Consider the following 17,561-nt stretch of genomic DNA (forward strand, 5'->3'; position numbering starts at 1 on the left):
CATACCGGTTTTCCGGTCGGGGGCAAGAGGGAATCATGGATTTTTTTCAATCTGCGGTCGGCGCGCGGCGGCGGTCCAGAACGGCGCGCAGATCCTGCGCGATCGGCGCCAGCTCGCGGGCAAGAGCGGCATTCAGCCGGTCGAGCCGGGCAAGCCGGGCCAGCGGCCCGGGCGGGCATTCGATTCGCTCTTCGGGGGGCGGGTCGGCGAGATCCAGCGTCCGAGCGCGCGGTGCCGAAGATGAGGTGTCGGGCGAGTCGGGCGTGGCCCGCGTGGCGTCGCTGTCCGACGTATCGGTGCCCGAGGCCGCGTCGTCCAGCGCGGCCGGCCGGGGCGCTTCGTCGGCCTTGGCCGCGGGCTCGGCCATGTCACCGGGCGGGGTGGGGACCGCGGGCTGCGGTGCGGGTGGATGGTCGAGGTCCAGTCCCATCTGCCGCGCATTGGCGTCCGCCGGCGGGGCGGGCGGCGCCTTGAAGGGCACCACCGTATCGGGGGGCTGGCCCCGGGCTTCCGTTTCGGCGGCCGGCGTCACGTCCCTTGCGGTCTCGGTCGGAGCGGCGTCGATCGGCGGGGAAAGTTCCGAGACATGGGCAACGCCTTGTTCCCGCAGGATTTTCTGAACGCCCTTGATGGTCAGGCCATCATCATGCAGCAGTTTCTTGATCCCTCCCAGCAGGCGCATGTCGGATGGGCGATAGTAACGCCGGCCGCCGGCGCGCTTGACCGGTTTGACCTGGTGGAACTTGCTTTCCCAGAAGCGCAGCACATGGGCCTGGACGCCCAGCCAGTCGGCGACTTCGCTGATGGTGCGGAAGGCGTCCGGTGACTTGGCCCTGGCCATCTGCGCGCCCCGCCTAGGCGTTCTGCTTGCGATTGCCTTCGGCCACGCGTTCCTTCATCAGGTGCGAGGGCCGGAAGGTCAGCACGCGGCGGGGCTGGATCGGTACCTCTTCGCCGGTCTTGGGGTTGCGGCCGATTCGGGCGGATTTCTGCCGCACGCTGAAGGTTCCGAAGGACGAAATCTTGACCTGCTCCCCCCGCACCAGCGCGTCGGAAATCAGGTCGATCACCGTTTCCACCAGTTGCGCGCTTTCGTTGCGCGACAACCCGACCTCGCGAAACACCGCCTCGCTGAGGTCCATGCGCGTCAATGTCTTACCAGCCATACCATTCCCCGCTGTTTCGAGCGAGCATAGGGGAACGCATTTTTCCCTGTCAATATCAAGCAATTGCCGGAGATATGGCAAAGCCGCCCATTCTGGCGCTACCAGCGCAGCACCACCGCGCCCCAAGCCAGTCCGCCGCCGATCGCTTCGGTCACGATCAGGTCGCCCGGCTTGATCTGCCCGCGCGCCTTGCCGATCGACATGGCCAGCGGGATCGAGGCGGCCGAGGTGTTGCCGTGGTCCTGCACCGTGACGACCACCTGGTCCATGCGGTGTTTCATCTTCTTCGCGGTGCCCTGGATGATGCGGATATTGGCCTGGTGCGGCACGATCCAGTCCACATCCTCGTCGCGCAGGCCGGCCTTGGCCAGCGCGGCCTCGGCCGTGGCGGCGAGCTTTTCGATCGCGTGGCGGAACACCTGATTGCCCTGCATCCGGATATGGCCGCTGGTGCCGGTCGAGACGCCGCCGTCCACATAGAGAAGATCGCGATACTGCCCGTCGGAATTCAGGTCCACCGCCAGGATGCCGCGATCCCGCGGGGTGCCGGGCTGATCCTGCGCCTCGAGCACGACCGCGCCGGCGCCATCTCCGAACAGAACGCAGGTGGTCCGGTCGGTCATGTCGAGAATGCGCGACATGGTCTCGGCGCCGATCACCAGGATGCGGCGGGCCTGACCGGACATGATCAGTGCGTTGGCGGTGCTGAGCGCATAGACGAATCCCGCGCAGACCGCCTGCAGGTCGAATGCGAACCCGCGCGTCATGCCCAGTTCCGACTGCACCTTGGTGGCAACGCTGGGAAAGGTCAGGTCCGGGGTCGAGGTGGCGACGATCACCGCGTCCATGTCCTCGGCGCTCAACCCGGCGTCCGTCAGCGCGGCGCGGGCGGCATGGGTCGCCAGATCCGAGGTCGCCTCGTCCTCGGCAGCGAAGTGGCGCCGTTCGATCCCCGAGCGGGAGCGGATCCATTCATCGGTGGTGTCCAGCGTCTTTTCGAATTCGGCGTTTTCGACGACCCGCTCGGGCAGGTAGTGCCCGACCCCCCTGACGACTGCGCGCACCACCATCTGTCAGACCTGCCCTTCTTCTGCTCGTTGCCGGTTCGTATCGGCCCGGTTCATGTCGGTTTCGTCCAACAGCCGCGTCGCTGCCGCGATTCGGGCGGCCAGACGATCGGCGAAACCCGTCCGGGCTAGGTTGTAGGCCAGACGGATCGCGGCCTCCACCCCCGTCGCGTCGGCGCTGCCGTGCGACTTGACCACCGTGCCGTTCAGGCCGAGGAACACGCCCCCGTTCACGCGGCGCGGGTCGATCCGCTGTTGCAGGCGCCGCAGCGAGGTGATGGCCAGAACCGAAGCCAGCCGCGACAGAAACGAATACTGGAAGGCCTCGCGCAGAAGGTCGCCGATCAGCTTGGCGGTGCCTTCGCCGGTCTTGATCGCGACATTGCCGGTGAACCCGTCGGTCACGATCACGTCGGCGCGGTCGCCGGGTATGTCGATGCCTTCCACAAAGCCGACGAAGTCGAAATTCGCGCTCTCCGCCGCGTCGGCGATCAGGCCGTGGGCCTCTTTCAGTTCGGCGCGGCCCTTGTGCTCTTCGGTGCCCACGTTGAGCAGCCCGATCCGGGGGCGGTCTATGTTCAGACCGTTGCGGGCGTAGGACGCGCCCATCATCGCATATTGCAAAAGATCGCGGGCGTCGGCGCGCACATCGGCGCCGACATCCAGCATCACGTTAAAGCCCTGCGGGTTGCGCGAGGGCCACAGAACCGCGATGGCGGGGCGGTTCACGCCCGGCAGCTTGCGCAGGCGCAGCATCGAGAGCGCCATCAGCGCGCCGGTATTGCCGCAGGATACCGCCCCGGCGGCCGATCCCTCGCGCACCGATTCCAGCGCCGACCACATCGAGGTGCCCTTGCCATTGCGCATCACATGGCTGGGCTTGTCATCCATCGTGACGACGTCGCGCGCATCGCAAAAGACGACGCGCCCTTCAAGGTCGCGCCGTTTGGCAACCAGCGCGGACAGCACGTCCTGCGGCCCGTGCAGGATGAACCCGACATCCGGCGTCCCGCGGGCAAAACTCGCCATGCCGGCCACGACGGCCTCTGGGCCGGCATCGCCGCCCATGGCGTCAACCGAAATGATGATTCGTTCCGCCGTCGCGCGGGACTGGTCGGTCCGGGCCGTCATGCGATCCCTGTCCGGCGTGGCTTAGGCCGCGTCCTCGTCCAGATCGATCTCGTCGGCCATGGCAACGACTTCGCGGTCGTTGTAGGAGCCGCACGAGGGGCAGACGTGGTGCGGGCGCTTCAGCTCGCCGCAGCTGGGGCATTCGTTCGGGTTTGCCGCAACCAGCGCATCATGCGAACGGCGGTTGTTGCGGCGCGCTCTCGATACTTTGTTCTGTTGGACAGCCATGTCTCAACCTTTTCCATCTGGGGCCGCCGGGCTTGCGTCGGGCAGTCCCGGCCGGCGAAGTTTGCGTTGTCCGATTCAGGCGGCGTGACGTGCGTTTAGGCCGCTGCCTGCCCGATGTCCAACCCTAATTCCGACTGAGCGCGCAAAAATAGTGGGAATCTGTTCCGGTGCAAGCTGTTTTTTGCCCCACGTCACCGCTCAATCGTCGCCATCGTCCGGCTCAATCGTCGCCATCGTCCGGCTTTTTCCGCTCCAGCGCCTCGCGCAGGGCAGAAAGCCCGGCAAAGGGGCGCATATCCTCGTCCCTCAGCGGGGTCGCTCCGGGTTCGGTGAACACCGCCTCCCCCAGCTCGGCGCCCTCCTTCCGCGGGTAGAGCGGCAGCGCGAGTGCCAGCGCCTCGACCATCACGGCCGCGGGGTCGATGTGGCTGCCCAGAGGCTCGATCGTGTCGTCTTCGGGCATCTCCACCTCGTCGCCCTGTGGTTCGGGCATCTCGGCAAGATAGGTGCGGATCACGTCGGTTTCGATCCGGGTCGTGACCGGCTCCAGCGTCACCACGCAGTCCTGAACCACCGTCGCACCCAGATGCGCCCGCAGAACCCAGTCGCGGCTGCCGCGGGGCTCGATCGTGCCCTCGAAACGCATCTTGCGCAGGCCCTTCAGGCCCAGTTCCTCGGCCAGCGCGCGCATGGTTTCGGCATCCGGTTTCAGGTCGAACGGCGTCGGCGCGTTCGGCGCGAGGTCCGCCACCCGAAGGGGAAGAGCGTCTGTCATGGGGCTTTCGTTCCTTGAACCGTTGGCGGTGTTTATGTAAGCGGGATACGAGCGGTTTGAAGCCGGGGCAAGAGGGCAGACATGAACGCATCCCAAAGGCGACAGTTTTCCGTGATCCGCGCCGGTGTGCTGCTGGTCGCGCTCGCGGTGGCGGGATGCACCTCTGTCTATCGCGACCACGGCTATGTTCCCACCGAAGAAGATCTGGCCAAGATCGTCGTCGGTGTCGATACCCGCGACAGCGTGGCCGAGAGCATCGGGACGCCGGGCGCGTCGGGGGTTCTGAACGACAGCGGTTACTATTACGTCGAATCGCGGTTCCGTCATTACGGGATGCGGGAACCGGAGGTGGTTTCGCGCCAACTGGTGGCGATCCGGTTCGATCAGCGCGGCGTCGTGTCCGGGATCGAACGCTACGGGCTCGAGGACGGCCGGGTGATCCCGCTGAACCCGAAGGTGACCAGCTCGAATGTCGAGGACAAGACCTTCCTGCGGCAGCTGCTCGGCAATCTGGGCCGGTTCAATCCAGGGGCGGTGATCCAGTGATCCTGCGGTCCGCGATGTTCGCGGCGTGCGGCACCCGGTTCGACAGCTGAAGGAATGCGCGTGATGGTGTCCGGTCCGATCCTGCTGGAACGTGGCCGATACCGGGCGCAGTTCGCGCAGACGCCGGGGGATGTGGCAGCGGCGCAAGCCTTGCGCGGCCGCGCCTTTGGAAAAGGCGGCATCGACCGCGACGCGTTCGATGAGCTTTGCCGCCATGTGCTGGTGATAGACAGGAGCGCCGCGCGCCCCGTGGCGTGTTTCCGGATGCTGGAACTGGACAGCGGCGCGGCGGTCGGTGGCTGCTATTCCGCGACGTTCTACGATCTGTCGCGGCTGTCGGGGTTCGATGGTCGGATGCTCGAGATCGGGCGGTTCTGCACCGAGCCGGGCAGGCGCGATCCCGATATCCTGCGGGTCGCCTGGGGGGCGATTACCGCGCTGGTGGATAGCCGTGACGTGCGGATGATGTTCGGGTGCACCTCCTTTCCCGGCGTGGATCCGGCTCCCTACGGTGATGTCTTTTCCCTGCTGGGCAGGCGCCATGTCGCGCCCGAACGCTGGCGGCCGCTGGTCCGGGCCGCCGAGATCGTCCGGTTCGAGAGCCGGGCGGGCACCGGTGCGGGCGGCGCCGCGGCGCTGCGGGCCATGCCGCCGCTGCTGCGGACCTATCTGGGCATGGGCGGCTGGGTCAGCGATCACGCGGTGGTGGATCGGCAGATGGGCACGCTGCATGTATTCACGGCGGTCGAGGTGGCGGCGATCCCGCCCGGCCGGCAACGGGCGCTCAGGGCGGTGGTGTCGGGATAATGGGTATTTGGGACCAGAAAGAAGCAGGAGCGTTGACGTGCCGCCGCGAGCGCGGTAGCCCGCGGCCATGGCGCGCGTTCCTCTTCTGCAACTGACCGGCGTTTCCCTGACATTCGGTGGTGAGCCGGTGTTTTCCGGGATCGATCTGACCGTGCATCCGGGCGACCGGATTGCGCTGGTGGGGCGCAACGGGTCGGGCAAATCCACGCTGATGAAGGTCATGGCCGGGCTGATCGAGCCGGACGAAGGCGAAGTGATCGTGGGGCCGGGCAAGACGGTCGGCTACATGGAACAGCACCCGAACATGAGCGGCTTTGCCACGCTGGGCGACTACGCCGCCAGCGGACTGGAGCCGGGCGAGCTCTACAAGGTGGAGCGTGCCGGGGCGGGGCTGAAATTCGATCCCGCGCGGCCGGTGGCGACGGCCTCGGGCGGCGAGCGGCGGCGGGCGGCGCTGGCGCGGTTGATGGCTGAGGCGCCCGACCTGATGCTGCTGGACGAGCCGACGAACCATCTGGATATCGAGGCGATCCAGTGGCTGGAGGCCGAGCTGCGGGCCACCCGCGCGGCCTATGTGCTGATCAGCCATGACCGGGCCTTTCTGCGGGCGCTGACGCGCGCCACGCTGTGGCTGGATCGCGGCGTGCTGCGGCGGCAGGACAAGGGGTTCGCCGAGTTCGAGGCCTGGCGCGACAAGGTCTGGGCCGAGGAGGATCAGGCCCGGCACAAGCTGGATCGGTTGATCAAGGCCGAGGGCCGCTGGGCGGTGGAAGGGATCAGCGCGCGCCGCAAGCGCAACATGGGGCGCGTGCGCCGGCTGCAACAGATGCGGGCCGAGCGCGCCGCCCAGATCCGGCGCCAGGGCGCGGCGGCGATGGCGCTGGAGTCGGGGCCGAAGTCGGGCCGCAAGGTGATAGAGGCACGCAATGTCGGCAAGGCGTTCGGCGACAAGGTGATCGTGCGGGACTTTTCGCTGACGGTGATGCGCGGGGACCGCGTCGCCTTTGTCGGCCCCAATGGCGTGGGCAAGACGACGCTGTTGAAGATCCTGCTGGGTGAAGTCGAGCCCGACGAGGGAACGGTGACGCTGGGCACCAACCTGGAGGTCGCGGTGTTCGATCAGGCGCGGGAGCAGCTCGACGCGGATGCGACGCTGTGGGAGAGCCTGACCCATGATCCGCAGATGAAGGTGTCTGGCCGGTCCGATCAGGTCATGGTGCGGGGCACGCCGCGGCATGTGGTGGGCTATCTCAAGGATTTCCTGTTCGACGAACGCCAGGCGCGCGCGCCGGTGCGGTCTCTGTCCGGGGGCGAGAAGGCGCGGCTTTTGCTGGCCCGGATCATGGCGCGGCAGAGCAACCTGCTGGTGCTGGACGAACCGACCAACGATCTGGACGTGGAGACGCTGGACCTGCTGCAGGAGCTGCTGGACGACTATGACGGCACGGTGCTTCTGGTCAGCCATGACCGGGATTTTCTGGACCGGGTGGCGACGCTGACCGTGGCGATGGAGGGCGACGGGCGCGCGGTGGTCTATGCGGGCGGGTGGTCCGACTATCAGGCCCAGCGAAAAGAGGGGCAGAGGCCGGAAAAACTCGAGAAACCGAAGCCCGTCAAACCCAAGCCGAGGCGGGAAGCGGCGCAGAAATCCGGGTTGACCTTTACCGAGAAGCACCGGCTCGAGGCGCTGCCGGCCGAGATCGAGCGGCTGGAGGCAGAGATTGCGAAACTGCAGCAGCTATTGTCCGATCCCGAGCTTTTCACGCGCGAGCCGGCGAAGTTCAACAAGGCGACCGAGGCGCTGATCGAGCGGCAGCAGAAGCTGGCCGCCGCCGAAGAGGAGTGGCTCGAACTGGCCGAGAAGGCCGAGGGCAGCTAGCCCGCGTCGGCCAGGTTCAGGCGCAGACGGTAGCCGCCCCGCAGAGCGTCGAACAGCGGTTCGGGGGTCAGCACGGTAACCGTGCCCTGCCCGCGCGGCCGGGGCGGGCCGTATCCGTCCGGCGCGAAGGGCAGCAGCGCATCGCCCAGCACCAGATGCGGCCCGTCCTCGACAAGGATGAAGGCGCCATCGGGCAGGTCGGCCAGATCGGCCCGGTGCCGGCGCTGGCCCCAGACGCGAGGGACCGCGCGGGCCGCGTGCAGGCGGTCGTCGAAGGCAGTTACCGGTCCAGCGATGCCGGCGGCGGTGCGGAAGGCGGTGTAGTCGGCGCGGCGGCATTCCGCGCAAGGTCTGTGGCCGGCGGCAAAGGCCACCGCCTCGTCGTGAAAGAACAGTTCGGTATACCGGCCGGGTGTCATGAGATGCCGCCGCCGGCCCTTGAACGAGAGCGCGCAGGTGACCCAGGCCTTGTGCCGCCAGCGGCGGTGGGTCAGTTGGCCGTTGTCATCGTGCAGGATGCCCCGATTGCCCATGAAGAGACCGCGCGCGCGATGCGCGACGATCTCTCCGGTCGGCAGAACCCGGTTCTGCAGGGGCATCAGCGCATCCGCAGCGCGCCGTCGATGCGGATGACTTCGCCGTTCAGATAGCCCATCTCCACGATGAAGCCGGCCAGACGCCCGAATTCCGACGGATCGCCCAGACGCGGCGGGTTGGGGACGTCGGCGGCAAGCTGCGCGCGGGCCTCTTCGGGCAGGCCCATCAGCATCGGGGTCAGGAAGATGCCCGGCGCGATCGCCATGACCCGGATCCGGTCGCGGGCCAGATCGCGCGCCATCGGCAGGGTCATGCCGACAATCCCGCCCTTGGAGGCGGAATAGGACACCTGGCCCTTTTGCCCGTCAAAGGCGGCGATCGAGGCGGTGTTGATGATGACCCCGCGCTCGCCGCCTTCGTCGGGGTCGTTCTTCGCCATCTCGGCCGCGGCGAGGCGGGCGACGTTGAAGCTGCCGACGAGGTTCACGTCCACGGTCACCTTGAAGGTGCTGAGCGGCAGCGGCCCCTCCTTGCCCAGCGTCTTGCCCACCGTGCCGATCCCGGCGCAGTTCACGCAGGCGGTGATGCGGCCCATTTTGTCCACCGCGTGCGCGATGGCCGCGGAAACCGACTCTTCGCTGGTCACGTCCGTCTCGGCGAAATGGCCGCCGATCTCTTCGGCAACCTTGCGGCCGCGTTCGGCATCGCGGTCGAAGATGGTCACCTGTGCGCCATTGGCCGCGAAGTGGCGGGCGGTCGCCTCGCCCAGACCCGAAGCGCCGCCGGTGATCACGGCTGCAGTATTAGCAAGCTCCATGGGAACTTCCCCCTCGTAATGAACATATGTTCATTTAAAGGTCGCGGTCTGACCTGTCCAGCGCCGGCGGCCGGAGGCGACGCGGCGGAAGATGCGGGTCGCGGGCCGGGCAATGGCGGCGGTTGGCGGCCACCAGAGCCAGGTTCCGCCCAGCGGGCGGGCCGTGGCGCCGACGCCGAGCTTGAAGCGGGCCAGCCCCGGCAGGCGTGCGCGGTCGATCAGGCCCAGATCGAGCCGGTGGCAGTTGCGCCGCGCCAGCCAGTCGGCGGCCTGCCACAGGATCAGGTTGTGGGCGCAGAATGCACGGCCTCGGTCCGTGTTGTGAGCGATGTGATAGGTGGCGGCGCGGCCGTGGCGCAGGAACAGCATGGCGGCCACCGGCCTGTCGCCTTCGCAGGCGGTGAACAGCACGGCGCGGCCCGGGTTGGCGCGCGTCCAGGCGAGCGTCAGAGCAGCCGGCCAGTTGCGATAGCCTCGGGCGCGTTGCTGTTCCGACTCGGCCCGAAGCAGCCAGTGATCGGGATCGTCGGGAAAGGGCGTTCGTCGGATGAAAAGGGGGCCGCGTTCGGCGTATCTGAGCCGGTTGCGCCATTTCTGGTGCATGGCGGCGCGTCGTTCCGCGGCGGGGCGGCGCAGATCCAGCTCCGCCACCGTGGCGGGCGGATAGAGGCGGATAGCGCCGGTTTCGCCCAGGCCGGGGCAGGGGTGATCGGGGGCCAGAATGACCGGCGTCCGGCCGAGGCCGGCGTTGTCCAGTTCGCGCGGCAACAGCTCTGGCGTAATTCGCGCGCGGGACACCATGGCCAGCGCAAGACCCGGCGCGAACCGCCGCCGCTGGATCAGCCAGCCGGCGCGATCGGGATACCGCCAGGGCGGGTGGTCCAGCGCGGCGAGCGCCGCGGCGAATTCCGGCGATTGCTGCAGGGGCGGGGCGTCAAGCGATTCCGGGGCCATGTGGTCGATCTGGCCCGCGCCGCGTTGACAGCAGGTTAACGGCGGGGGGAGGGGCGCTGCCCCTCTGCGCCTGCGGCGCATTCACCCCGGAGTATTTGACGCAAGATGAATGTGGGAAGGGGCGTCTGTCAGCCGTCGAGGCGGACGAGCGCATGCCGCTTCTTGCCGGCGCTGAGCTTGACCGGGGACGCCAGGGCCGCGGCGTCGAGCATCAGCCCCGGATCGGTAACCGGTCTGTCGTCGATCCGCGCGCCATGTTCGGCGATCAGGCGCTTGGCCTCCTTGCCGGACTTGACCAGGCCGGAGCGGACGAAAAGCTGGACAACCGAGATGCCGTCGCCGACCTCTTGCGCCGTCAGGTGCAGCGTCGGGAGATCCTCGCCGATGCCGCCCTTTTCGAATACTTCGCGCGCGGTGGCCTCGGCGGCGGCGGCGGCTTCGGCGCCGTGCAGCAGGGTCGTCACCTCGTTGGCGAGCACGATCTTGGCTTCGTTGATCTCGGAGCCCTGCAGCGCGCCGAGGCGGTCGCATTCCTCCACCGGCAATTCGGTATAGAGCTTGAGGAACCGGCCGACGTCGTCATCGGTGGTGTTGCGCCAGAATTGCCAGAATTCGTATGGGCTCAGCATTTCTGCGTTCAGCCAGACCGCGCCGGACTGGCTCTTGCCCATCTTGCGGCCGTCGGAGGTGGTCAGCAGCGGCGAGGTCAGGCCGAAGACTTCATGATGCACGACCCGCCGGGTCAGGTCGATGCCGTTGACGATGTTGCCCCATTGATCCGATCCGCCCATCTGCAGGATGCAGCCATAGCGGCGGTGCAGTTCGAGGAAATCGTAGGCCTGGAGGATCATGTAGTTGAATTCGAGAAAGGACAGGGACTGTTCCCGGTCCAGCCGCGATTTGACCGATTCAAAGGACAGCATCCGGTTGACGCTGAAATGCCGGCCGATGTCGCGCAGGAAGTCGATGTATTTCAGATCGTCCAGCCATTCGGCATTGTTCAGCATCAGCGCGCCGTTGGGCGCGTCGCCATAGTCCAGATAGGCCGAGAAGACCTGGCGAATGCCCGCGATATTGGCCTCGATCTGTTCGGGCGTAAGCAGCGGGCGTTCCTCGGCGCGGAACGAAGGATCGCCGATCTTGGTCGTGCCCCCGCCCATCAGCGTGATCGGCCGGTGGCCGGTCTTCTGCAGCCAACGCAGCATCATGATCTGGATGAGCGAACCCACATGGAGCGAGGGCGCGGTCGCGTCGAACCCGATATAGCCGGGTTGTCCCGGCGTCAGAAGCGCCTCGTCCAGCCCCTGATAGTCGGTGCAGTCGGCCAGAAAGCCGCGTTCCATCATGACAGCCATGAAGTCCGATTTGGGGTGATAGGTCATCTCTTGCCTCGGGTCTGGTTCGCGCGGCAGTGTATAGAGCGCAACGGTTGCGGTTGGAACCGGTTTTCGGCGGAAAATGCACGGTGTAAGAGAGGCGCGTCCCGCACGGCCGGGACCAGCTGACGACGACAGGCAAAGAGGCAGGGGCGCAACGACATGGGCAGGGGGCTTGGCAGAACCGGACCGCTGCGGGCGCTGGGCGCCATGAGCGGCACTTCTCTGGACGGGGTGGACGCGGCGGTGGTGGAAACCGACGGGCAGCGGATCGTGGCCTTCGGCGAGACGGCCTATCGGCCCTATTCAGAGGCAGAAAGGGCGGTTCTGCGGGCCGCGCTGGGGCAATGGGGCGGCCCGGCGGTCGAGGCCGCGGCGCGCGTGGTGGACGAGGCGCACCGGGAGTTGTTGTCGCAGTTTGACGGCGTGGATGTCATCGGGTTCCACGGCCAGACGCTGGCGCATGACCCGCGCGGCCGCGGCACGTTGCAGGTGGGGGACGGTGCCTGGCTGGCCGAGGCGCTGGGCGTGCCGGTGGTTTGGGATTTCCGTTCGGACGACGTGAAGCTGGGCGGCGAAGGTGCGCCGCTTGCGCCGTTTTTCCACTTTGCCTGCGCGCGCTGGGCGGGGCTGACCGGGCCGGTGGCCTTTCTGAACCTGGGCGGCGTGGGGAACCTCACCTGGGTGGATCCGGCCGCGCCGTCGCCCGAGGCGCCGGGCGCGCTGCTGGCCTTTGACACCGGACCGGCCAATGCGCCGATCAACGATCTGGTGCAGGCGCGGCTGGGGCAGGCGATGGATGAAGGGGGCGCGCTGGCCCGAAAGGGGCGCGTGGAAACCGGCGCGCTGGAGCTGTTTTTGTCTGAACCATATTTCTCAAGAGTGCCACCCAAATCATTGGATCGAAACGATTTTGCCGAGATGATCGGCCTGGTTTCCGAACTGGGTGACGCCGATGCCGTGGCCACGCTGACCGCCATGGCCGCGGCCGCCGTGGCGCAGGGGATGGAGCATTGCCCGCGCGCGCCCGACCGCGTCCTCGTCACCGGCGGAGGCCGCAACAACCCGGTGCTGATGGAAATGCTGCGGGTGTCGCTGGACTGTCCGGTCGATCCGGTCGAGACGGTCGGTCTGGATGGCGACATGCTCGAGGCGCAGGCCTTTGCCTATCTCGCCGTGCGGGTGGCGCGGGGGATGCCGACCTCGGGGCCTTCGACGACCGGTGTGCCGGCGATGGTGGGGGGCGGTATCGTCAGCCGTCCGGTCGGAAACCCGAGATCGTGACGGACGTGCGGGCCGCAGAGAGACCAGGCCGGGCTGTCCGTGGGTGCGCAACGGAGCTCAGCGATGTCGGATCGGCTGTGCCCATCCGACCGGTGCGGGGGGCTTTGCCCCCCGCGCCCCCCAGAGTATTTTCAGCAAGATGAAGGGATGGGCACGGCAGGCCGCCGGTCGGGGCGTGGAGAATCCGATCCGGGCGGTCGGATCATCGTTCATCGCGTCCGGCGGTCGGTTTTCATGTCCATGACGATGCAGGTGGTTGACCCGGTGGCATAGAGCCGGTCGTCCTGAACGCCGCGGATTTCGCCATGCGCCACGCCGGTGGAGCGACCGGTGTGGTCGGAGATGCCGATGCAATCGACCTCGGTACCCAGCGGAATCGGGCGGATGATGTTCACCTTGTATTCCAGCGTGGTGTAGGCAGAGCCCTTGGGCACGCGGGTCATCACCGCGCAGGCCATAGCGCTGTCGAGCAGCGTGCCGTACCAGCCACCATGCACCGTGCCCATCGGGTTGGTCACGTCGAAAGTGGGCGTGCCTCGGAACACGACGCGGCCGTCCTCGACCGCATGCAGGCGATAGCCCAGCACCCGGCTGATCGGCGGGGCGGGCAGGCGGCCCTCGACGATGCCGCGCATGAATTCGAGCCCCGACATCTCCATCGCCTCGGCGGGCTGGACCAGATCGGCGGGGGACTTGGCATAGAACATCGGCGCGCTCCGTGGTGTTTCCGACGGAGGAGGCTAGGAGCGCGCCGACAGGCGTTCAAGACTTACGCCACGTTCTGAAGCTGCACCCTGGGCGTGACCCCCAGCGCGTGGCAGACGTCGCGGGTCAGTTCGGGGCGGTTCAGTGTATAGAAGTGCAGCCGTTCCACGCCTTCGTCGATCAGGTCGCTGCACAGTTCCGAACAGACCACCACCGCCAGCAGATCCTCGCGCCCGTCGCGCAGCGCCTTGTCGAAGGCATCCTCGAGCCAGTGCGGCACATTCGCGCCGCAGCGGTGGGCAAAGTTGCGCGCGCCTTTCCAGTTCTCGATCGGCAGGATGCCGGGGGTGATCCGGGCCCCGTCGATGCCGGCCTTTTCGCAGGCATCGCGAAAGCGCAGAAAGGTTTCGGCCTCGAAGAAGAACTGGGTCAACGCCTCGGACGCGCCGGCGTCCAGCTTGCGCTTGAGCCAGTCGATATCGGCCTGGGTGCTGGCGGCCTCGGGGTGGGTGTCGGGATAGGCGCCCACGCGGATGGTGAAATGGCCGGTGGCGGCCAGCGCCTCGACCAGTTCGACCGAGTTGGCGAAGCCGTCCGGGTGCGGGGTGAAGCGGCCCTGGCCCTTGGGCGGGTCGCCGCGCAGGGCGACGATTTCGGTCACGCCGGCCCTGGCGAAACTTTCCGCGATCTGCAGCGTCTCGGCGCGGGTCGCGTTCACGCAGGTCAGATGCGCGGCCACGTTCAGCCCGGAATGATCGTGGATGGTCTGAACCGCTTCGCGCGTCAGTTCCCGCGTTGAGCCGCCCGCGCCATAGGTGACGGACACAAACCGCGGCCCCAGCGGTGCCAGCGTCTGCACCGTGTCCCACAACCGGAACGAGCCGGCAAGGTTCTGCGGCGGAAAGAATTCAAAGGAAACGGCGGGGATGGTCATGGTCGGCAATCCTCTTGATCTGAGGTCTTGTCGCATGTAGAGGATGGTGAGGCAAATTCATTATTCTCAAGAACAACATGAGGATTGCCGCATAATGCACCTGGAGTTCCGGCATCTGCGCACGATCAAGGCGATCCACGATTGCGGGGGGCTGGCGCGCGCGGCCGAGCAGCTCAACATCACGCAAAGCGCGCTGAGCCATCAGATCAAGGGGTTGGAGGATCAGGCGGGGGTCGAGCTGTTCGTGCGCCGGTCCAAGCCGATGAAGCTGTCGGCGGCGGGGATGCGGCTGTTGCGGCTGGCCGAGCAGATCCTGCCGCAGGTCGAGGCCGCGCAGGCCGAGTTCGCCGCGTTGCGCGACGGCAAGTCGGGGCGGTTGCACATCGCCATCGAATGTCACGCCTGTTTCGAATGGCTGTTCCCGGTGCTGGAAGCGTTCCGCCACAACTGGCCGGACGTGGACGTGGACATCAGGCCGGGGCTGGCCTTTGACGCGATGCCGGCGCTGATGAAGGAAGAGGTGGATCTGGTGGTGTCGTCCGACCCCGAGGATCTGCCGGGGGTCGAATTCGTCAAGCTGTTCGACTATTCCCCCGTCTTCGTCGCGGCGGCGGCGCATCCGCTGGCCGCAAAACCGTTCATCGAGGCCGAGGATTTCCGGGGCGAGACGCTCATCACCTATCCGGTGGAACGGTCGCGGCTGGACGTGTTCAGCCAGCTTCTGATCCCGGCCAAGGTGGAGCCGGCGGCGATCCGGCAGGTGGAGCTGACGGCGGTGATCCTGCTGCTGGTGGCGTCGAACCGGGGCGTGTCGGTGCTGCCCGACTGGGTGGTGCGCGAGGTGAAGTATTCTTCGGACTACGTCACACGGCCGCTGACGAAGGACGGGATCACCCGCACGCTTTATGCCGCGATCCGGGTCGATGACCGGGACAAGCCCTTCATGCGGGAACTGATCCGGCTGGCGGGACAGGAGGCGCGGCGACTTCAGACCGTGTGACGGGACAGCGCGGCCACCGGGGTGCGTCAACTGCGACAGGGAATGTCGGAAACGGCGCGGCTTTGCGGTTGGTCTTGCGTCTTTGTTGACATCAGTCAGCAGGAGGGCGCGACATGGCACGGCAATCGGAACGCAGACGGCGCGGCGGCGGCAGGGCAGGGGCGGCGGCGCGGCGCGGCACGGCGGTGATCGAGCAGATGCCCTGGCGGCTGCCGGTCAATATCGACCGGCCGGTCGAGCCGCTGACCGAAGAGGGCGTGCAGGCGATTCACGATGCCGCGATGCAGATTCTCGAGAAGGCCGGCATCTGCTTTCTGAACGAAGAGGCGCTGGGGATCTTTCGCGACGCGGGATGCAGCGTTGACGACGACATTGTCCGCATGGACCGCGATTTCGTGATGGAGATGGTCGGCCGCGCCCCCGACCGCTTTACCATCACCCCGCGCAACCCGGACCACGAGATCATCGTGGGCGGGCCCTACATGCTGTTCGGCAATGTCTCGTCCCCGCCCAACTACTGGGATCTGGAAATCGGCCGCAAGGTGCCCGGCACCCGAGAGGCCTGCGCCAATCTTTTGAAACTGACGCAATATTTCAACTGTATCCATTTCGCCGGCGGTTATCCGGTCGAACCCGTGGACATCCACGCCAGCATCCGCCATCTCGATGTGCTCTTCGACAAGCTGACGCTCACTGACAAGGCGATGCACGCCTACAGCCTCGGCAAGGAACGGGTCGAGGATGTGATGGAGATGGTGCGCATCGCCGGCGGGCTGAGCGAAGAGGAATTCCAGGCCCGCCCGCGGATGTATACCAACATCAACTCGACCTCGCCGCTGAAGCATGATCAGCCGATGATCGACGGTTGCCTGCGGATGATCCGGCGCGGTCAGGCGGTTGTGGTGACGCCGTTCACGCTGGCCGGGGCGATGGCGCCGGTGACGATGGCCGGCGCGGTGGCGCAGTCGATCGCCGAGGCGCTGAGCGCGATCGCCCTGTTCCAGTATGTCCGGCCCGGCGCGCCCTGCGCGATCGGCACCTTCACGTCAAACGTGGACATGAAATCGGGCGCGCCCGCCTTTGGCACCCCGGAATACATGCGTTCGACCCAGATGACCGGGCAGATGGCGCGGTTCTATGGCCTGCCGTTGCGGTCGTCGGGCTGCTGCGCGGCGAACGTGCCGGATGGACAGGCGATGTGGGAGACGTCCAACAGCCTCTGGGCGGCGATCCAGTCGGGCACGAACATGGTCTATCACGCGGCGGGCTGGCTCGAGGGCGGGCTGATCGCCAGCCCGGAGAAATTCGTGATGGATTGCGAACTGCTCCAGCAGATCCAGCGCTACATGGAGCCCGAGGTCTTTGCCACCGGTCGCGAGGATCTGGCGGTGGATGCCATCCGCGAGGTGGGGCACAATGGGCACTTCTTCGGCATCCAGCACACGCAGGACCGCTATTCCAAGGCCTTTTACCAGCCTTTCCTGAGCGACTGGCGCAATTTCGAGGCCTGGGAAGCCGCCGGCGCGGTCTGGACGCCCGAACGCGCGCATCACCTGTTCAAGCAGATCATCGCCGAATTCGAAGCTCCGCCGATGGACGACGCGATCCGCGAAGAGCTGGCCGACTTCGTCGCCCGGCGCAAGGCCGAGGGCGGCGCGCCCACGGATTTCTGAACGCGCGCGCCGAAAAGTCGGCGCAATTTGATCTGTCAGCCCCCTGTTAACGCTCTGACGCCAATCTGTGCCAAAGATCAGGGGGTCGGGAATGCATGGGCTGATAAACAGGGCGCTGCAGTCATTCGTCTGCACAACCTATGGCAAGGAGCGATGGCGCCGGGCGACCGTTGCCGCCGGGCTTTCGTTTTCCGAGTTCGAGGCGATGCTTGTCTATGACGATGATCTCAGCCGCAAGCTGTTCGATGCGGTCTGCGCCGAACTGGGGCGCGGCGCCGAAGATGTTCTGGAGGATCTGGGAACCTATCTTGTCTCGAACCCGCGAACCGAATCCCTGCGGCGTCTGCTGCGGTTCGGGGGCGTGGATTACGTCGATTTCCTGTATTCGTTCGAGGATCTGCCGGATCGCGCCCGGCTGGCGGTCGCGGATCTGCGTCTGCCCCGGATCGAGGTGCGCGAACAATCGCAAAACCGGTTCAGCCTGACCTGCCAGCCGGGGCTGCCGGGGTTCGGATGCGCGTTGCTCGGGGTTCTGCGGGCCATGGCCGATGATTACGGCGCGCTTGTGACCCTTGGGCGGTCGGTCACCGAAGGAGGATCGGAAACGGTCTGGGTGGCCTTGGTGGAGGACGCATTTTCCGAGGGCCGCCATTTCGATCTGGGTGTTCAGGCGGGATGACGG

General features: G+C 66.8%; 19 protein-coding genes. 7 read left to right on the forward strand and 12 right to left on the reverse strand.

Going from position 1 to position 17,561, the window contains the following annotated elements:
• Window positions 1-46: 46 nt before the first annotated feature.
• From C4S70_RS19125 to C4S70_RS11315, 6 genes are all read right to left on the reverse strand, one after another.
• Complete coding sequence (locus C4S70_RS19125) at window positions 47-841, reverse strand: MerR family transcriptional regulator (protein WP_235003806.1); 795 nt, start codon at window positions 839-841, stop codon at window positions 47-49.
• 13 nt (window positions 842-854) lie between these two features.
• Window positions 855-1,166, reverse strand: coding sequence for an integration host factor subunit alpha (gene ihfA / locus C4S70_RS11295; RefSeq protein WP_104008207.1), 312 nt, complete (start codon window positions 1,164-1,166; stop codon window positions 855-857).
• 98 nt (window positions 1,167-1,264) lie between these two features.
• Window positions 1,265-2,236, reverse strand: coding sequence for a beta-ketoacyl-ACP synthase III (locus C4S70_RS11300; protein WP_104008208.1), 972 nt, complete (start codon window positions 2,234-2,236; stop codon window positions 1,265-1,267).
• 3 nt (window positions 2,237-2,239) lie between these two features.
• A complete protein-coding gene (gene plsX, locus C4S70_RS11305; protein WP_104008209.1) occupies window positions 2,240-3,364 on the reverse strand; it encodes a phosphate acyltransferase PlsX in 1,125 nt (374 codons plus the stop codon).
• 21 nt (window positions 3,365-3,385) lie between these two features.
• Window positions 3,386-3,592: a 50S ribosomal protein L32 gene (rpmF, locus tag C4S70_RS11310; protein ID WP_104008210.1), complete on the reverse strand. Its 207-nt coding sequence runs from the start codon at window positions 3,590-3,592 to the stop codon at window positions 3,386-3,388.
• Window positions 3,593-3,812: 220 nt separating this feature from the next.
• Window positions 3,813-4,367, reverse strand: a complete 555-nt coding sequence (locus C4S70_RS11315; protein ID WP_104008211.1) for a YceD family protein — start codon at window positions 4,365-4,367, stop codon at window positions 3,813-3,815.
• An 81-nt stretch (window positions 4,368-4,448) separates the two neighbouring features.
• Here C4S70_RS11315 and C4S70_RS11320 point away from each other — a divergent pair, with 81 nt between their 5' ends.
• From C4S70_RS11320 to C4S70_RS11330, 3 genes are all read left to right on the forward strand, one after another.
• Window positions 4,449-4,913, forward strand: coding sequence for an outer membrane protein assembly factor BamE (locus C4S70_RS11320; protein WP_104008212.1), 465 nt, complete (start codon window positions 4,449-4,451; stop codon window positions 4,911-4,913).
• Between the two features lie 63 nt (window positions 4,914-4,976).
• Window positions 4,977-5,720 (forward strand): GNAT family N-acetyltransferase, encoded by a 744-nt coding sequence (locus C4S70_RS11325; RefSeq protein ID WP_235003807.1) that lies wholly within the window; start codon window positions 4,977-4,979, stop codon window positions 5,718-5,720.
• Between the two features lie 67 nt (window positions 5,721-5,787).
• Entirely contained in the window at window positions 5,788-7,599 is a 1,812-nt protein-coding gene (locus tag C4S70_RS11330; RefSeq protein ID WP_104008214.1) for an ABC-F family ATP-binding cassette domain-containing protein, read from the forward strand.
• Here the strand turns inward: C4S70_RS11330 and C4S70_RS11335 are convergent.
• From C4S70_RS11335 to tyrS, 4 genes are all read right to left on the reverse strand, one after another.
• A complete protein-coding gene (locus C4S70_RS11335; protein ID WP_104008215.1) occupies window positions 7,596-8,198 on the reverse strand; it encodes a hypothetical protein in 603 nt (200 codons plus the stop codon). The two genes, C4S70_RS11330 and C4S70_RS11335, sit on opposite strands and share 4 nt — an antisense overlap.
• Window positions 8,198-8,953: an SDR family NAD(P)-dependent oxidoreductase gene (locus tag C4S70_RS11340; RefSeq protein WP_104008216.1), complete on the reverse strand. Its 756-nt coding sequence runs from the start codon at window positions 8,951-8,953 to the stop codon at window positions 8,198-8,200. Before C4S70_RS11340 ends, C4S70_RS11335 begins: the two co-directional genes overlap by 1 nt.
• A gap of 30 nt (window positions 8,954-8,983) precedes the next feature.
• Window positions 8,984-9,907 (reverse strand): GNAT family N-acetyltransferase, encoded by a 924-nt coding sequence (locus C4S70_RS11345; protein ID WP_104008217.1) that lies wholly within the window; start codon window positions 9,905-9,907, stop codon window positions 8,984-8,986.
• Between the two features lie 128 nt (window positions 9,908-10,035).
• Complete coding sequence (tyrS, locus tag C4S70_RS11350; protein ID WP_104008218.1) at window positions 10,036-11,289, reverse strand: tyrosine--tRNA ligase; 1,254 nt, start codon at window positions 11,287-11,289, stop codon at window positions 10,036-10,038.
• A gap of 156 nt (window positions 11,290-11,445) precedes the next feature.
• On the opposite strand from tyrS, the gene C4S70_RS11355 reads away from it, so the two are divergent.
• Window positions 11,446-12,567, forward strand: coding sequence for an anhydro-N-acetylmuramic acid kinase (locus C4S70_RS11355; protein ID WP_104008219.1), 1,122 nt, complete (start codon window positions 11,446-11,448; stop codon window positions 12,565-12,567).
• A gap of 209 nt (window positions 12,568-12,776) precedes the next feature.
• Here the strand turns inward: C4S70_RS11355 and C4S70_RS11360 are convergent, their stop codons facing one another.
• On the reverse strand, window positions 12,777-13,274 hold the full coding sequence (locus C4S70_RS11360) for a PaaI family thioesterase (RefSeq protein WP_104008220.1): 498 nt from the start codon (window positions 13,272-13,274) through the stop codon (window positions 12,777-12,779).
• A gap of 62 nt (window positions 13,275-13,336) precedes the next feature.
• Window positions 13,337-14,206 carry a methylenetetrahydrofolate reductase [NAD(P)H] gene (metF, locus tag C4S70_RS11365; protein WP_104008221.1) on the reverse strand — a complete coding sequence of 290 codons (870 nt, stop codon included), beginning with the start codon at window positions 14,204-14,206 and terminating at the stop codon, window positions 13,337-13,339.
• 94 nt (window positions 14,207-14,300) lie between these two features.
• Here metF and C4S70_RS11370 point away from each other — a divergent pair, with 94 nt between their 5' ends.
• The 3 genes from C4S70_RS11370 (at window position 14,301) to C4S70_RS11380 (ending at window position 17,558) form a co-directional block, all read left to right on the forward strand.
• Window positions 14,301-15,206: a LysR family transcriptional regulator gene (locus C4S70_RS11370; RefSeq protein WP_104008222.1), complete on the forward strand. Its 906-nt coding sequence runs from the start codon at window positions 14,301-14,303 to the stop codon at window positions 15,204-15,206.
• 113 nt (window positions 15,207-15,319) lie between these two features.
• Window positions 15,320-16,879 (forward strand): trimethylamine methyltransferase family protein, encoded by a 1,560-nt coding sequence (locus C4S70_RS11375; RefSeq protein ID WP_104008223.1) that lies wholly within the window; start codon window positions 15,320-15,322, stop codon window positions 16,877-16,879.
• A 91-nt stretch (window positions 16,880-16,970) separates the two neighbouring features.
• A complete protein-coding gene (locus tag C4S70_RS11380; RefSeq protein WP_104008224.1) occupies window positions 16,971-17,558 on the forward strand; it encodes a heme NO-binding domain-containing protein in 588 nt (195 codons plus the stop codon).
• The last annotated feature ends 3 nt before the right edge of the window (window positions 17,559-17,561 follow it).

The organism is Jhaorihella thermophila, assembly GCF_900108275.1.
Taxonomy (GTDB): domain Bacteria; phylum Pseudomonadota; class Alphaproteobacteria; order Rhodobacterales; family Rhodobacteraceae; genus Jhaorihella; species Jhaorihella thermophila.

Coding starts and splice junctions, on each gene's coding strand:
- C4S70_RS19125 (WP_235003806.1), bottom strand. CDS start 841: ATGGCCAGGGCCAAGTCACCGGACGCCTTCCGCACCATCAGCGAAGTC.
- ihfA (WP_104008207.1), bottom strand. CDS start 1,166: ATGGCTGGTAAGACATTGACGCGCATGGACCTCAGCGAGGCGGTGTTT.
- C4S70_RS11300 (WP_104008208.1), bottom strand. CDS start 2,236: ATGGTGGTGCGCGCAGTCGTCAGGGGGGTCGGGCACTACCTGCCCGAG.
- plsX (WP_104008209.1), bottom strand. CDS start 3,364: ATGACGGCCCGGACCGACCAGTCCCGCGCGACGGCGGAACGAATCATC.
- rpmF (WP_104008210.1), bottom strand. CDS start 3,592: ATGGCTGTCCAACAGAACAAAGTATCGAGAGCGCGCCGCAACAACCGC.
- C4S70_RS11315 (WP_104008211.1), bottom strand. CDS start 4,367: ATGACAGACGCTCTTCCCCTTCGGGTGGCGGACCTCGCGCCGAACGCG.
- C4S70_RS11320 (WP_104008212.1), top strand. CDS start 4,449: ATGAACGCATCCCAAAGGCGACAGTTTTCCGTGATCCGCGCCGGTGTG.
- C4S70_RS11325 (WP_235003807.1), top strand. CDS start 4,977: ATGGTGTCCGGTCCGATCCTGCTGGAACGTGGCCGATACCGGGCGCAG.
- C4S70_RS11330 (WP_104008214.1), top strand. CDS start 5,788: ATGGCGCGCGTTCCTCTTCTGCAACTGACCGGCGTTTCCCTGACATTC.
- C4S70_RS11335 (WP_104008215.1), bottom strand. CDS start 8,198: ATGCCCCTGCAGAACCGGGTTCTGCCGACCGGAGAGATCGTCGCGCAT.
- C4S70_RS11340 (WP_104008216.1), bottom strand. CDS start 8,953: ATGGAGCTTGCTAATACTGCAGCCGTGATCACCGGCGGCGCTTCGGGT.
- C4S70_RS11345 (WP_104008217.1), bottom strand. CDS start 9,907: ATGGCCCCGGAATCGCTTGACGCCCCGCCCCTGCAGCAATCGCCGGAA.
- tyrS (WP_104008218.1), bottom strand. CDS start 11,289: ATGACCTATCACCCCAAATCGGACTTCATGGCTGTCATGATGGAACGC.
- C4S70_RS11355 (WP_104008219.1), top strand. CDS start 11,446: ATGGGCAGGGGGCTTGGCAGAACCGGACCGCTGCGGGCGCTGGGCGCC.
- C4S70_RS11360 (WP_104008220.1), bottom strand. CDS start 13,274: ATGTTCTATGCCAAGTCCCCCGCCGATCTGGTCCAGCCCGCCGAGGCG.
- metF (WP_104008221.1), bottom strand. CDS start 14,206: ATGACCATCCCCGCCGTTTCCTTTGAATTCTTTCCGCCGCAGAACCTT.
- C4S70_RS11370 (WP_104008222.1), top strand. CDS start 14,301: ATGCACCTGGAGTTCCGGCATCTGCGCACGATCAAGGCGATCCACGAT.
- C4S70_RS11375 (WP_104008223.1), top strand. CDS start 15,320: ATGGCACGGCAATCGGAACGCAGACGGCGCGGCGGCGGCAGGGCAGGG.
- C4S70_RS11380 (WP_104008224.1), top strand. CDS start 16,971: ATGCATGGGCTGATAAACAGGGCGCTGCAGTCATTCGTCTGCACAACC.